This window comes from Lachnoanaerobaculum sp. MSX33, from assembly GCF_000512995.1.
Taxonomy (GTDB): Bacteria; Bacillota; Clostridia; order Lachnospirales; family Lachnospiraceae; genus Lachnoanaerobaculum.
This window is the reverse complement of record NZ_AZXX01000092.1, coordinates 60,926-74,366: the sequence shown is the minus strand read 5'-3', so window position 1 is coordinate 74,366 and position 13,441 is coordinate 60,926. Positions and strand designations below refer to the sequence as shown.

Genomic DNA, 13,441 nt, shown 5'->3' with positions numbered 1-13,441 from the left:
TTATGGGTTTATTAAAAAAAAGAGTTAATGAATTTCCGACTCCATACACTTGCACCAATGCAATAAAAGAGGGCGGATTATCAACGAAGCTTTCCATGATCCTGATGGGATTTGGAAATATAGTAAACGGACAGGTTATAAAAGGACTTATATATCTTTTTATAGAGATCGCATATCTTGTCTTTATGTTTGTAAACGGAATCGGCTTTATAGCGGGTCTACGAACACTTGGAAGCGTAGAGCAGCAGGAAGTATGGGATGAGGCAAAGCAGATTTATACCTATACAAAGGGTGATCAGTCAATTCTTATATTACTTTACGGTGTGGCCGCAATTTTGATTACCGTTCTTATGGTAGTTATCTGGAGAGGTACATTAAAGAGCGCATACAAAGCTGAATGTCTCCGCAAAGAAGGTAAGCATGTAAATAACTTTGCAGAAGATTTGAAAACACTTTTAAATGAAAATTTATATCGTCTGTTTATGACACCGCCTACAGCATTTGTATTTATATTTACAATACTTCCTTTAGTATTTATGATCTGTATGGCATTTACAAACTATAGCCGTATAGACAATCATTTAATGCTGTTTGATTGGGTGGGACTTGATAATTTCAAGACATTGTTTGATTCAAAAAGTATCCTTGGAAGTACATTCTGGTCGGTGCTTGGATGGACAGTTATCTGGGCGTTCTTCGCAACATTCAGTAACTATATTTTCGGTATGATTTTATCACTCCTTATAAACAGAAAAGGAACAAGAGCAAAGGGATTTTGGAGATTTTGTTTTGTGCTTTCATGTGCGGTACCTATGTTCGTATCACTTCTTATAATGCGTACAATGTTACAGCCTGAAGGTGCAGTGAATGTACTTCTTAGAAACCTTGGCCTTATAGCAAGTGATAAGAGTCTTCCTTTCTTTACAGATCCGACATGGGCAAGAGTTACCGTTATCATTATCAATATCTGGGTAGGTGTACCGTATACCTTACTTCAGCTTACAGGTGTATTGCAAAATATCCCTGAGGACCTTTATGAGGCGGCAAGAGTTGACGGGGCAAATGCAATACAGACATTTACAAAGATTACATTGCCTTACATGCTCTATGTTACAACACCTTACCTGATTGTTACATTTACAGGTAATATCAACAACTTCAACGTTATCTACCTCTTGTCGGGCGGAGATCCGGTTACAGACCTCTCTTCAACAGCAGGTAAGACAGACCTTTTGGTTACATGGCTTTATAAGTTGACAATTGACAAACAGTATTACAATATCGGCGCGGTTATCGGTATTATGACATTTGTTATTTTGGCAATCGGTGCACTGTTCACTTACAGAAACAGTAAATCATATAAGGAAGAGGGAGGATTCTAATTATGGCAAAGCAATTTCAATCTGCAAAGAAAAAGAGAATGATAAACAACACTATTGTACATATCGTTCTTGCTATATTGGCCGTTATTTGGCTTTTCCCTATATTCTGGGTAGTTTTGACAAGCTTTAGAGCGGAAAAGGGATCATATGTATCGACCTTCTTCCCAAAGGCGTTTACACTTGACAACTATGCAAAGCTGTTTAGTGATACAACTATATTAAACTTCCCGCAGATGTTTATGAACACCTTGTTTATCGCAATCTGTTCATGTATATTGTCGGCATTTTATGTACTTGCAGTTTCATACTGCCTTTCAAGAATAAAGTTTAAACTCAGAAAGCCTTATATGAACATGGCAATGGTACTAGGACTCTTCCCGGGATTTATGTCAATGATTGCTGTATACTTTATTTTAAAGGCAATGGGACTTACAGAGGGAAATCTTATTAAATTGGCACTTATTCTATGTTACTCCGGAGGTGCAGGGCTTGGATTCCAGATTGCAAAGGGATTTTTTGATACAATTCCTGCAGCGATAGATGAGGCGGCACTTTTGGACGGATGTACCAGATGGCAGATTTTTTATAAGATTACATTACCGCTTAGTAAACCTATTATTGTATATACTGTCTTAACATCATTTATGGGACCATGGCTTGACTTTATCTTTGCGAGAGTTATATGCAGAGCAAACTCGGACCAATATACGATAGCTATCGGACTTTGGAAGATGCTTGAAAAAGAATATATTGACAGCTGGTACACAAGCTTTGCGGCAGGAGCGGTGCTTATTTCCATTCCGATTGCACTCTTATTCTTATTCATGCAAAAATACTATGTAGACGGTATTTCAGGTGCCGTTAAGGGATAGTAATGGAAAATATAATTGAACTTAAAAAATATTACTCATCAAAGGAGTTTCTTGATAACTATATTTATGAGGGAAATGACCTTGGTGTGGAATGTAATGAAAACGAGACCACATTTAAACTGTGGTCACCGGGTGCAGATAGTGTAGTACTAAATCTTTATGAAGCCGGTGACGGCGGCAAGGCGTATGAGCAGATTCCTATGGAAAAAGAGGATAAGGGAGTTTGGAGCTTTCACTCACACAAAGAGCTTCATAAAGTGTACTATGATTATTTGATAAAGAGAGACTCTAAAGAAGTTTTAACCGCCGACCCGTATGCAAAAGCCTGCGGAGCCAACGGTATCAGAAGTATGGCGGTAAACTTGAAAAAAACTGATCCGAAAGGTTGGGAAAATGATAAGGCACCGAAAAAAGGTAAAGAAAGAGTTGTATATGAGCTTCATGTAAAAGAGTTTTCCTATGATAAGTCGGGAGGTTTCCCTTTAGAGTATCGCAGAAAGTATAAGGCTTTTACCTGTAAGCATACAACATTAAATAATGACGGTATTCATCCTACAGGACTTGACTATCTGAAAGAACTGGGTGTGACACATATTCAAATAATGCCGATGTATGATTACGGTTCTGTGGACGAAACTAAAGACGATGAGTTCAACTGGGGATATGACCCTGTAAATTACAATGTACCTGAGGGTTCGTATGCTACAGATGCCTTTCACGGTGAGGTTCGTATCACCGAAATGAAGGAGATGATACAATCTATTCATGAAGCCGGATTTGGCGTGATTATGGATGTGGTATACAATCACACTTACTCACTTGATTCATGGTTTCAAAGGACTCTGCCTTGGTATTTTTACAGAGCATTCAGTGACGGCAAGGTATCCGACGGTTCTGCCTGCGGCAATGATGTGGCAAGTGAAAGAGCCATGTGTTCAAAATATATCTTGGAGTCCGTACTTTACTGGGTAAGGGAATATCATATTGACGGATTTCGCTTTGATTTGATGGGACTTCTTGATACCGATTTGATGAACAATATCAGAAAAGAACTGGATATCATATACGGCAAGGGCGAAAAGATAATCTATGGTGAGCCTTGGTCTGCAACTGACACCGCCATAGAATACAATAAAAAAGTTGCAAACAAAGATAATATAGCTCTTTTAGATGAAAATATAGGAGTATTTTGTGACAACACAAGAGATTCTATAAAGGGTTCAGCACTCAGACCTAAGGAAGCCGGATTTGTAAACGGCGGCATGGAAAAAGAAGATGATATACTTGCAAGTGTAAGTGCATGGTGTGACCCGAAATATAATAAAGAGTTTAAAGGTGTGAAAGCACCGTCACAGATAGTCACATATGTTTCGGCACATGACAATCAGACACTTTGGGATAAACTGAGTGATACCGCCGGTAAAGATGAGATAATGAGATTAAACAAACTGGCAGCCGCAATTTATATGACTTGTCAGGGGACTTTGTTTTTCTTATCGGGCGAGGAATTCGGCAGAACAAAGGGCGGACTTGACAACACCTACAATATGCCTATTGAGATAAACAAACTTGACTGGGAACTTGCATATAAGAATAAGAACCTTGTCGACTACTATAAAGGTCTGATTGCACTTAGAAAACAAATTTCGGGGCTTTGTGATAAGTCTGAAAACAGCTACAAGCACATTACCGATATGTGGAAGCAAAAGCAGGTTGTAGGATTTAGTGTAAACAATGATAAGGATTCTTTGTGGAGTCAGGTCAAAGTAATTTATAATGCTTCAAATAAGGACTTTGAAGTTGAGTCTTTGGATAAAGGCTTTGAAGTACTTTGTGACGGCAATGACAGTATGCTTTGGAAAAAGAATATAAATGTAAAGGCTCCTATAAAAGTAGGAAAACAAAGTGTATTGATACTTGGTAAGAAAAACATAAAGGAGATATAATGGAATTTACCGGTGTATACCATAGAACATCAGAACAGATGAGTTATGCTCTTGATAAGGACAGACTCATTATAAATTTAAAAACAGGATATGATGTTAAGCAGGTTTTTATCCACTGTGGTGATCCGTTTGAAGCCGGAATACTTGGCGGAAACGAGAAGTGGACCGGAAAAAGAGAAGAGATAGTCTATAAAAAGCGATTGTCAAATCAGTTATGGTGGACTACGACACTTACTCCTATATATAAAAGATGTAAGTATTTTTTTGAACTGCATACACATGACAGTGTCTGGTATTATTTTGAAGACGGATTTTTAACCAAGGAACAGTTCCATATGGACGGAAGAATGCTGCAATGCTTCATTATGCCGTGGATGAATCCGTCGGATATAAATGTTACACCTGCATGGGTAAATGACACTATTTGGTATCAGATATTCCCTGACAGATTTTGTAATGGTACTCCTGAGAAAAATACAGAAGATATTCTGCCTTGGAGAGATCATGGAAGTGTTACCAATTATGAGAAATTCGGTGGAAATTTGGAAGGAATCAGGAGTAAACTTGATTACCTGCAAAACCTTGGAATAACAGGCATTTATCTGAATCCTATAATGGAAGCCGAATCTAATCATAAGTACGATACAACAGATTATACAAAGATAGATCCTTCTTTTGGAGATATTGATACCATGAAAGCACTTTGCAAAGAGGCTCATAATAAGGGTATTCGTATTATGGTGGATGCGGTATTTAATCACTCCGGAAGAAAATTTAAGCCATGGATTGATGTGCTTGAAAACGGGAAATATTCAAAGTATGCAGACTGGTTCATGGTGGAAAACTGGGCAGACATTGCAAAAAGAGGAGATACAAGGGATAAAAGGTATTACACTTTTGCTTTTACGGACGGTATGCCGAAACTTAACACCAACAATGATGAGGTTATAAACTATTTTTGTAAAATCTGTGAAGATTGGATAAGAGAGTTTGATATAGACGGTATTCGTTTTGATGTTGGTAATGAGGTATCACACAGGTTTTTGAAAAAAATCAGAGAGCATCTAAAGGCTATAAAGCCTGATATTTACCTGCTTGGAGAAATCTGGCATGATGCAATACAGTGGCTTCAGGGAGATGAATACGACTCTGTGATGAATTATCCTCTGCTTAGTGGAATTCATGACTTTTTCCTTGATAAGACTATGAAAAAGCATGAGTTTGAGTATATGGTCAACCGCTGTTATACAATGTATATGCAGCAGAGTAACAATGTATTATTCAATCTGCTTGATTCGCATGACACGGAAAGACTTATAAACAGATTCCATGATTTGGATAAGTTTTATCAGCAGCTTGCAATTCTTTTCACACTTCCGGGAAGCCCTTGTATCTACTACGGTACGGAGATAGCCATGGAAGGTGCACATGATCCGGATTGCAGGAGATGTATGCCGTGGAGTGAGATTGACAGCAGTGAAAATGTAGAAAAAATTGCTACAATGAGAAGTCTTATAATGTTAAGGCGCAATGAGAAAATGTGTAGGAGTCCACATTTCCACTTTCCACATAACTATGATAATGACAGATGTGTGGAATATATCAAGATTGATGAAGATGGAAACAGTATGGAAGTCTTAATAAATGCTTCGGAAAATCCTATCAAAATAGATATGGGGAAAGAGATTTTATTTTCACGAAAGTTTGACGGAGAAGTACTTGAAGCAAACGGAACTTTAATCCGTAGGATTTGAAAAAAGGAGAAAAAGGTATGTCATTAGAAGAAATTTTAAAGAACAAACTTGGTAAGGAAATTTCAGCAGCTTCAGATGCGGAAATTTACACAGCACTCTTGAACATTACAAAAGAGAAGATGGAAGGCATGGAGCATAATACAGGAAATAGAAAGCTATATTACATCTCAGCAGAGTTCCTTATCGGAAAGCTTTTGTCAAACAATCTTATAAATCTTGGAATGTTTGATGAAGTAAGAGAAATACTTGCAAAGAATGGTCACGATATAACGGCAGTTGAAGAGGTGGAGCCTGAGCCTTCACTTGGAAACGGTGGTCTTGGACGTTTGGCCGCATGCTTCCTTGATTCTATCGCAACACTTGGATTAAACGGTGACGGTGTAGGATTAAACTATCATGACGGACTTTTCTTACAAAAGTTTGTAGACAATAAGCAGTATGAAGAGAAGAATCCATGGATTACAGATAACAGCTGGCTTACAAGAACAGATGTGAGTTTTGAAGTTCCTTTCAAAGACTTTACTTTGAAATCTACAATGTATGATATAGATGTTCCGGGATATCATCAAAGCAAATGCAATAAATTACATCTTTTTGATATTGACAGTGTGGACGAGTCTATTATAAGAGACGGCATAAATTTTGATAAACATGATATCGGTAAGAACCTTACATTGTTCTTGTATCCGGATGACAGTGATGAGGCAGGACATCTGCTCAGAATTTATCAGCAGTACTTTATGGTAAGCAATGCTGCACAGCTAATTATAAGAGAGGCTGAAGGAAGAGGTGTAGATCTTTACAGACTTCATGAGCATGTATGTGTTCAGATCAATGATACTCACCCTACTATGGTTATTCCTGAGCTTATCCGTATTTTGACACAGCAAAAGGGCTTCAACATGGATACAGCTATTGATGTTGTAAGAAAGACATGTGCTTATACAAATCATACAATACTTGCCGAGGCACTTGAAAAGTGGCCGATCAGCTACTTGGAGAAGGTAGTTCCACAGTTATTGCCTATTATCTATGAGCTTGATGCCAGAATAAGAAGAGAGTTCAGTGATGAGAGAGTATATATCATAGACAATCAGAACCGTGTACATATGGCTCATATTGATATTCATTACGGCTACGCTGTAAACGGTGTTGCGGCTCTTCATACAGAGATTTTGAAAAACTCCGAGCTTAAGCATTTTTATGATATCTACCCTGAGAAGTTCAACAACAAGACAAACGGTATTACATTCCGTAGATGGCTTGTTCACTGCAATCATGAGCTTTCAGAGTATTTAAACGAGCTTATAGGACCTGAGTATATGGATAATGCCGAAAATCTTGAAAAGCTTTTAGACTACAAAGATGATGAGAATGTATTAAAGAAGCTTAGAGAAATCAAAAAGGATGCCAAATTAGAGCTTAAGAAGTATTTAAAGCAGACTCAGAACATTGATATTGATGAGAACTCTGTATTTGATATTCAGATAAAGCGTTTGCATGAGTATAAGAGACAGCAGATGAATGCACTCTATGCTATTTACAAATATAAAGAGATCAAGAAGGGACATCTACCGAAGCGTCCGATTACAATGATCTTCGGAGCAAAGGCAGCACCTGCCTATACTATTGCAAAAGATATAATTCATTTGATTCTTTGCCTGCAGCAGTTGGTGGAGAATGACCTGGATGTAAGTCCATATCTTAAGATAGTTATGGTGGAAAACTACAATGTTACAAAGGCTGAAAAGCTTATCCCTGCTTGTGATATTTCCGAGCAGATTTCGCTTGCATCAAAGGAAGCTTCAGGAACAGGAAATATGAAGTTTATGCTAAACGGTGCTGTAACACTTGGTACAGAGGACGGTGCCAATGTAGAAATTCATGAGCTTGTAGGCGATGATAATATCTATATCTTCGGTAAGAAGTCTGAAGATGTAATAAAGCTCTATGAAACAGCTTCATATAGTTCTGCCGATATCTATGATAATGACCCTGAGGTGGAGGAGTTGGTAGACTTCATTATCAGCAAAGAACTTATTCGTATCGGAGACCCGATGAATCTTTGCAGACTTTATAAGGAAATTGTAGGTAAAGACTGGTTTATGGCACTCCTTGATGTAAAGGATTATATAAAGACAAAAGAGCAGATGTTAAATGACTATGAAGACGAGATGTCTTGGTCAAAGAAGGCACTTGTAAATATAGCAAAGGCCGGATTCTTCTCATCAGACAGAACCATCGCGGAGTATAACAAGGATATCTGGCATTTATAAGGAGTATTGAATGAAGAAAACAGGAATTTTAATGCCGGTTTCAGCTCTCCCTTCCACAACAGGTGTGGGAGAGCTTGGATGGGCTTCTTATCAGTGGATTGATATAATGAAGGAAAACGGCGTAAAGATCTGGCAGATTTTACCGCTAAATCCTGTAGGATACGGAAACTCTCCTTATCAACCATACTCCTCATGCGCAGGTGATGAGCTTTATATCAGTCTTGACTTGCTTTTCGAATCCGGATTGCTTGATAAGAAACCCGATACATTTAGAGAAAATGCAAAAAGAGTTGATTATACGGCAGTAAGAGCTTTTAAAGAAAGCTACCTAAGAGAAGCTTTTGAAAAGTTTAAGGCCAAAGACGGACAAAACGCCCCTACGTATAAAGACTTTATGTCACAGGATTGGGTATATACCTATGGTGTTTTTCGTGCTCTAAAGCTTGACAACAACGGTGATTGTTGGAATGAGTGGAAGGCTGATTACAAGAATTGGTCAGGAGAAAAGAGTGCACTTTCTGAGAATGTAGAAAAAGAAGCCGAATATCAATGCTTTATTCAATATATTTTCTATACACAGTGGATGGCTGTAAAAAGATATGCCAATGAAGCAGGCATTGAAGTTATGGGCGATGTGCCTTTCTATGTCGGACTTGACTCTGTAGATGTATGGTCAGGTAAGGATAATTTCCTACTTGATACTGACGGAAGACCGCTGTTTATTGCAGGTGTGCCGCCTGATTATTTCAGTGCTACAGGCCAGAGATGGGGAAATCCTATCTATGACTGGGACTACTTAAAGAAAAACAAATATAAGTTCTGGGTGGACAGAATAGGATACAGCAATAAGTTATTTGATATCATCCGTATCGATCACTTCCGTGCATTTGATACTTTCTGGAAGATACCTGCATCATGTCCTACAGCTATTGACGGAGAATGGGTTGAGGCTCCGGGCTATGAAGTGATAGATACCCTAAATAAGGAGCTTCCGGGTATAAATCTTGTGGCTGAGGATTTGGGAGAATTGCGTCCTGAGGTATTGGAGCTTAAGGATCACTATCACTTAAAGGGAATGAGAATTCTTCTATTCTCCATTGATACAAAAGGAAAGTATGCAAAAGATATATCAAATGATATAGAGAATGTCATTTTCTATACAGGAACTCATGATAATGATACTTTGATGCAGTGGTATGAAAGCCTGACTGTGGCTGCAAAAAGAAAGGTCAGAGAGTTTTTAAAGAAGCAGGGTATAAAGGCAGGCAATATAAAGGACAGGCTTTTGAACTATGTGTTAAATAGTAAGGCAGAGTATGCCATTATACCTTTGGCTGATATCATAGGACTTGGGAAAGAAGGTCATATCAATACACCGGGAACAGTCGGCAGTCCGAACTGGGAATGGCATATGGTAGACTTCGCTAATGCAAAAGTAGAACTGGCAAGATATAAAAATTTGATAATGAACAGATAATAGAAAGTGTCAAGACTCTTTAAAGTTGAAGGGTTTTGACACTTTTTTGATATAAGTATAAAATGGTTATAGGAGGTATGATATGAATATAAGATGTTTTCATAATCCTGACGAGGAAAACGGATATTTAAGTAATTGGTATATTTCAGAGTTTAAAATTGATTCGATAAAGTTCTCTTCAATGGAACAATATATGATGTATAAAAAGGCAATTATTTTTGATGATACCAAAATTGCAAAGGAAATTTTAGAAACTACAGATGTTTCAAAAATAAAAGCTCTTGGAAGGCAGGTTTCAAATTATAATGATACATATTGGAACGGAGTAAGACAGATTATTATATACAAGGGCTTGCTTGAGAAGTTTTCTCAGAATAAAGATTTAAAGAAAAGACTTCTGAATACAGGTAATGACATACTTGCGGAATGTGCCGTACAGGATAAAATCTGGGGAATAGGTCTTTCCATGAAAGATGTAAACAGATGGGATATGGAAAAGTGGAGAGGTGAAAATCTTTTGGGATTTGCATTGATGATGGTGAGAGAAGAACTACAGATTTGAAAATAAAAGCCGAGGAGGGGTGAAGTATGTATATTTCAAAATATTGGGGAGACTTTATCAGTGGTTCTGATGACAGCTTGAGTCTCGTAGAGTTTTTAGAAGGCCTGAATAAAGAAGAAATTACTCTTAAAGAAATATTTACAGGTATAGGACTTGATAGGCAGCATATGAAATGATAGGAGATGATATCATAGAGATGGCGGAAATTGTAAAAGAGCTGAGGCAAGAACTGCTGCAATATGAGCTATAATATGTTTTGGAGATTGCTATGAGCATTGGTTTTGTAAAAGGTATCGATAAAGATAATATTTTACTTTTATGCAAGTGGTCAAATGAAAGAGGAGAGATATTTCAAGAGCAATGGATGGGAACAGAAGTTTCTTTTCCGCTAACTTATAAAAAAATAGAAAAATTGGAAAACAAATTTTCGATTTTTAATGGTGAAGAGTTTATCGGAATGATACAAGAAGTGCGAATACAAGAGGATAACATTCACATAGGTAGATTTGTATTAAACCCTACAAAAACAGGAGCCGGTCTTGGAACAGCGGCTTTGAAAGAATTTATAGATTTTATCTTTAAAGATGAGAATATTAGAAGTATTTCTTTGACTGTATTTGACTTTAATAAAAGTGCAAAGAGAGTTTATGATAAGCTTGGCTTTGAGATTTATGAAGTGATTGAAACTCCAAAGTTAAAGTATATTATGAAAAGGTTCAGATAATATAGGGTAACTTATCAAAGATGATATAGTGGCATTAACTCAAGTATTTTAAGAACACTTAGAATAAGGTATGAAAATAAAGAAATTACGGAGATAAAATTGAAAGGTATAGATGTTATATACAAGAAACAGATATTAACACTCACAAGATTTTGGGGTGATAACAGATTATGTTTATTCGCGAAAAACCCAAGCCAAATTCATATTCCCAAAATGGAATTTGTCGGTGGATATCCTAATGAAAGGTGTATTTTTATTGATAACCTTACTGATGATGAAAAGGCTGAGATTACAGATTTAAATGGAAGAAATATCAGCTTACAGGAAATAGGCATATAAATCTAGGATTTAAAAAAATTTAAGCTACATACCGAAAAGGTCGGAATGAGTACCGGTTTCAGTCGCAATGATAATAAGTCTATCATCTTCAATACGATATATTAGTAGCCAATCCGGTTCTATGTGACATTCTCTAAAGTCTGACATATTACCGGAAAGTTGATGGTCTCTATATTTAGATTCAAGCGGTTTTCCTGTGCTGAGTAAATCAAGTACATCTACCAACTTTGAAATGTTTTTACCACGCTTCTTGATTCGCTTTACATCACGCTTCATCTTGTTTGTAAATAGAATTTGATACATTTAATCCTCCAACATAGCCAAAACCGCTTCCTTAGCAGATTTATACGGCCCATTTAAGTTTCTATGTAATCTTGCATCTTGAATTGCTGTAAAACTTTCATTATATTGCTTATTATGTGCGACCGGAAACGGTAATCCATTGTGCTCAAGTGAAGCATTTAAGAAAATTCTTATTGCTGTAGATGTATCCAAACCCAGACTTGAAAATAGTGAGTCGGCGTCTTTCTTTAGTTGATCGTCTATACGAATTTGTAGTGTTGACATATTACACCTCCAATAATTATGTAATTAGCTGTATTACAATTATAGTATAAATACAGAGTATATGCAATGTTGATAAATATAAATTATTGTTATGTATTTATTTTAATGCTTACATAATCTCGGCTATTTTGTCTGCAAAATCAAAAGCATATTTTATATTCATTGCAGCTTTTTCTATACTCCATGACCTAAGGCCATCTTTGTTTCTCGGTGCTGCAAAAAGACGCTTATTATTATAAGTTGAAATATAAATGCGAGATTCGGTGCTGTATAGAGAAAGTTCACAGTCCGAAGAACAGTTGTTAAACAGGTCGATAACAGCAGGAGTTAAGAACATCCTTGCTGATTGTTCGTCAGTACAGTAGATGTTGTAGTGCTCGTTTTGCCATAAATCGTCTACATTAATTTTCTTTCCGCCTGACATGGCAGCAAGATAGCCTCCCTGAGTCTTTATATTAAGGAAATGCTTTGTCGGAATAATTCTCAAATTCCCTTTTAAAGAGTGAGTATTCTTTATAGAGTAAACTTGTCCGATAAAACCTGTAATCTCATGGAGGTGCTTTATCTCATCCTTCCATGTTGCCGATCCCTTTGTGACAGTATATGCATATAAATCCACTATTTCAATATCCTTTTCATTGTTTAGCTTAAGTATACCTGATTGGACATAGTATTTTGCGGCAGGAACTACTTCTGCTACATTACTTGGTGAAATATCATGTTCCGTGTCAATTTTGGCCAAAGGATAAAGTGCTTGCAGTATCGGTTCAAGAATTTCACTCTCGTAAAGTACACGCAGTTTACTTCTTTGCTTTTCTTCAAAGCTCGGACCCAATAAGCTATAAACCAGGACACTTATGATTTGTAGTGCTATAAGAAATAGAATCAGTCTTGCGATGAACTTCATAAGCTTATCTATCAAAACACTGTCCGGAAGAATGCCTTGTTCTTCCAAAAAGAAAAAGCCTATACCGACAATAATGCTTATAAATATCAGAATAATATTTCGAACAAAATAATTCGTAACACTATCTTTACAATTTACTATATTTTGTACGGATCTCCAACTACGCTGAAATCGTGAGGTTTTCCATAGATTATTTATTTTATTTTTTTCCTCAGGACTTAAATCTATTTCCATTATTCTCTCCCTATTTTATAAACTATTTTCAAGTAATCCGTTCGTTCCCCTTATACAGTAATATCTTCCAATTAGTACAAGTTTTATAGGGTATTGAAATTCAGTTTTTCAATACTTTGAAATAGAAGAAAACAGATTTTTTAACTTTTTAAGTATACCATAAGTAAGTTATAAAGTGTAAAGTACACAAAAAAATATATAACTCAAAATAAAACAGTGGAAATCCAATTAAATTATTCTCGGGAGGTAGTAATATGATAATTAAACAAGATTATTATCTAAAGAAAACCAAATTATATAAATTCAAGTATACCACATTATAATTAATGAAATTCAATTATCTGTTGCTGTAAGCATATTGAAAGAAAGAAGACATACTTTAAGCATAGACAATATAAAGT

13 protein-coding genes are annotated in these 13,441 nt (G+C 36.5%); 10 read left to right on the top strand and 3 right to left on the bottom strand.

Translation table 11 applies throughout. The features are described from left to right. Positions 1-2 precede the first annotated feature (2 nt). The 10 genes from HMPREF1495_RS11755 (at position 3) to HMPREF1495_RS11715 (ending at position 11,332) form a co-directional block, all read left to right on the top strand. On the top strand, positions 3-1,382 hold the full coding sequence (locus HMPREF1495_RS11755; protein ID WP_034215070.1) for a carbohydrate ABC transporter permease: 1,380 nt from the start codon (positions 3-5) through the stop codon (positions 1,380-1,382). A 2-nt stretch (positions 1,383-1,384) separates the two neighbouring features. After that, positions 1,385-2,254, top strand: a complete 870-nt coding sequence (locus tag HMPREF1495_RS11750; RefSeq protein ID WP_009663462.1) for a sugar ABC transporter permease — start codon at positions 1,385-1,387, stop codon at positions 2,252-2,254. Positions 2,255-2,256: 2 nt separating this feature from the next. Then, positions 2,257-4,200 (top strand): type I pullulanase, encoded by a 1,944-nt coding sequence (gene pulA / locus HMPREF1495_RS11745; protein WP_034215067.1) that lies wholly within the window; start codon positions 2,257-2,259, stop codon positions 4,198-4,200. Further along, complete coding sequence (locus HMPREF1495_RS11740) at positions 4,200-5,954, top strand: glycoside hydrolase family 13 protein (RefSeq protein ID WP_034215064.1); 1,755 nt, start codon at positions 4,200-4,202, stop codon at positions 5,952-5,954. The genes pulA and HMPREF1495_RS11740 overlap by 1 nt, the downstream gene beginning before the upstream one ends. Before the next feature lie 17 nt (positions 5,955-5,971). Beyond that, positions 5,972-8,230 (top strand): glycogen/starch/alpha-glucan phosphorylase, encoded by a 2,259-nt coding sequence (locus HMPREF1495_RS11735; RefSeq protein WP_034215062.1) that lies wholly within the window; start codon positions 5,972-5,974, stop codon positions 8,228-8,230. A gap of 10 nt (positions 8,231-8,240) precedes the next feature. After that, positions 8,241-9,707 carry a 4-alpha-glucanotransferase gene (gene malQ / locus HMPREF1495_RS11730; RefSeq protein WP_034215059.1) on the top strand — a complete coding sequence of 489 codons (1,467 nt, stop codon included), beginning with the start codon at positions 8,241-8,243 and terminating at the stop codon, positions 9,705-9,707. 82 nt (positions 9,708-9,789) lie between these two features. After that, positions 9,790-10,269, top strand: a complete 480-nt coding sequence (locus HMPREF1495_RS11725) for an NADAR family protein (RefSeq protein WP_034215057.1) — start codon at positions 9,790-9,792, stop codon at positions 10,267-10,269. 26 nt (positions 10,270-10,295) lie between these two features. Next, entirely contained in the window at positions 10,296-10,445 is a 150-nt protein-coding gene (locus HMPREF1495_RS13680; RefSeq protein WP_084544524.1) for an imm68 putative immunity domain-containing protein, read from the top strand. Positions 10,446-10,537: 92 nt separating this feature from the next. Further along, entirely contained in the window at positions 10,538-10,993 is a 456-nt protein-coding gene (locus tag HMPREF1495_RS11720) for a GNAT family N-acetyltransferase (protein ID WP_034215054.1), read from the top strand. Positions 10,994-11,092: 99 nt separating this feature from the next. Further along, complete coding sequence (locus HMPREF1495_RS11715; RefSeq protein ID WP_034215052.1) at positions 11,093-11,332, top strand: hypothetical protein; 240 nt, start codon at positions 11,093-11,095, stop codon at positions 11,330-11,332. A 24-nt stretch (positions 11,333-11,356) separates the two neighbouring features. Here the strand turns inward: HMPREF1495_RS11715 and HMPREF1495_RS11710 are convergent, their stop codons facing one another. The 3 genes from HMPREF1495_RS11710 to HMPREF1495_RS11700 form a co-directional block, all read right to left on the bottom strand. Next, positions 11,357-11,635, bottom strand: coding sequence for a type II toxin-antitoxin system YafQ family toxin (locus tag HMPREF1495_RS11710; protein WP_034215050.1), 279 nt, complete (start codon positions 11,633-11,635; stop codon positions 11,357-11,359). After that, positions 11,636-11,899: a type II toxin-antitoxin system RelB/DinJ family antitoxin gene (locus HMPREF1495_RS11705; protein WP_034215048.1), complete on the bottom strand. Its 264-nt coding sequence runs from the start codon at positions 11,897-11,899 to the stop codon at positions 11,636-11,638. 109 nt (positions 11,900-12,008) lie between these two features. Further along, the gene (locus HMPREF1495_RS11700) at positions 12,009-13,040 is read right to left on the bottom strand and encodes a DUF3137 domain-containing protein (RefSeq protein WP_084544523.1); all 1,032 of its coding nucleotides are present in this window, start codon (positions 13,038-13,040) and stop codon (positions 12,009-12,011) included. Positions 13,041-13,441 lie beyond the last annotated feature (401 nt).

Coding starts and splice junctions, on each gene's coding strand:
- HMPREF1495_RS11720 (WP_034215054.1), top strand. CDS start 10,538: ATGAGCATTGGTTTTGTAAAAGGTATCGATAAAGATAATATTTTACTT.
- HMPREF1495_RS11755 (WP_034215070.1), top strand. CDS start 3: ATGGGTTTATTAAAAAAAAGAGTTAATGAATTTCCGACTCCATACACT.
- HMPREF1495_RS11750 (WP_009663462.1), top strand. CDS start 1,385: ATGGCAAAGCAATTTCAATCTGCAAAGAAAAAGAGAATGATAAACAAC.
- HMPREF1495_RS11725 (WP_034215057.1), top strand. CDS start 9,790: ATGAATATAAGATGTTTTCATAATCCTGACGAGGAAAACGGATATTTA.
- HMPREF1495_RS11700 (WP_084544523.1), bottom strand. CDS start 13,040: ATGGAAATAGATTTAAGTCCTGAGGAAAAAAATAAAATAAATAATCTA.
- HMPREF1495_RS11705 (WP_034215048.1), bottom strand. CDS start 11,899: ATGTCAACACTACAAATTCGTATAGACGATCAACTAAAGAAAGACGCC.
- HMPREF1495_RS11710 (WP_034215050.1), bottom strand. CDS start 11,635: ATGTATCAAATTCTATTTACAAACAAGATGAAGCGTGATGTAAAGCGA.
- malQ (WP_034215059.1), top strand. CDS start 8,241: ATGAAGAAAACAGGAATTTTAATGCCGGTTTCAGCTCTCCCTTCCACA.
- HMPREF1495_RS11740 (WP_034215064.1), top strand. CDS start 4,200: ATGGAATTTACCGGTGTATACCATAGAACATCAGAACAGATGAGTTAT.
- pulA (WP_034215067.1), top strand. CDS start 2,257: ATGGAAAATATAATTGAACTTAAAAAATATTACTCATCAAAGGAGTTT.
- HMPREF1495_RS13680 (WP_084544524.1), top strand. CDS start 10,296: ATGTATATTTCAAAATATTGGGGAGACTTTATCAGTGGTTCTGATGAC.
- HMPREF1495_RS11735 (WP_034215062.1), top strand. CDS start 5,972: ATGTCATTAGAAGAAATTTTAAAGAACAAACTTGGTAAGGAAATTTCA.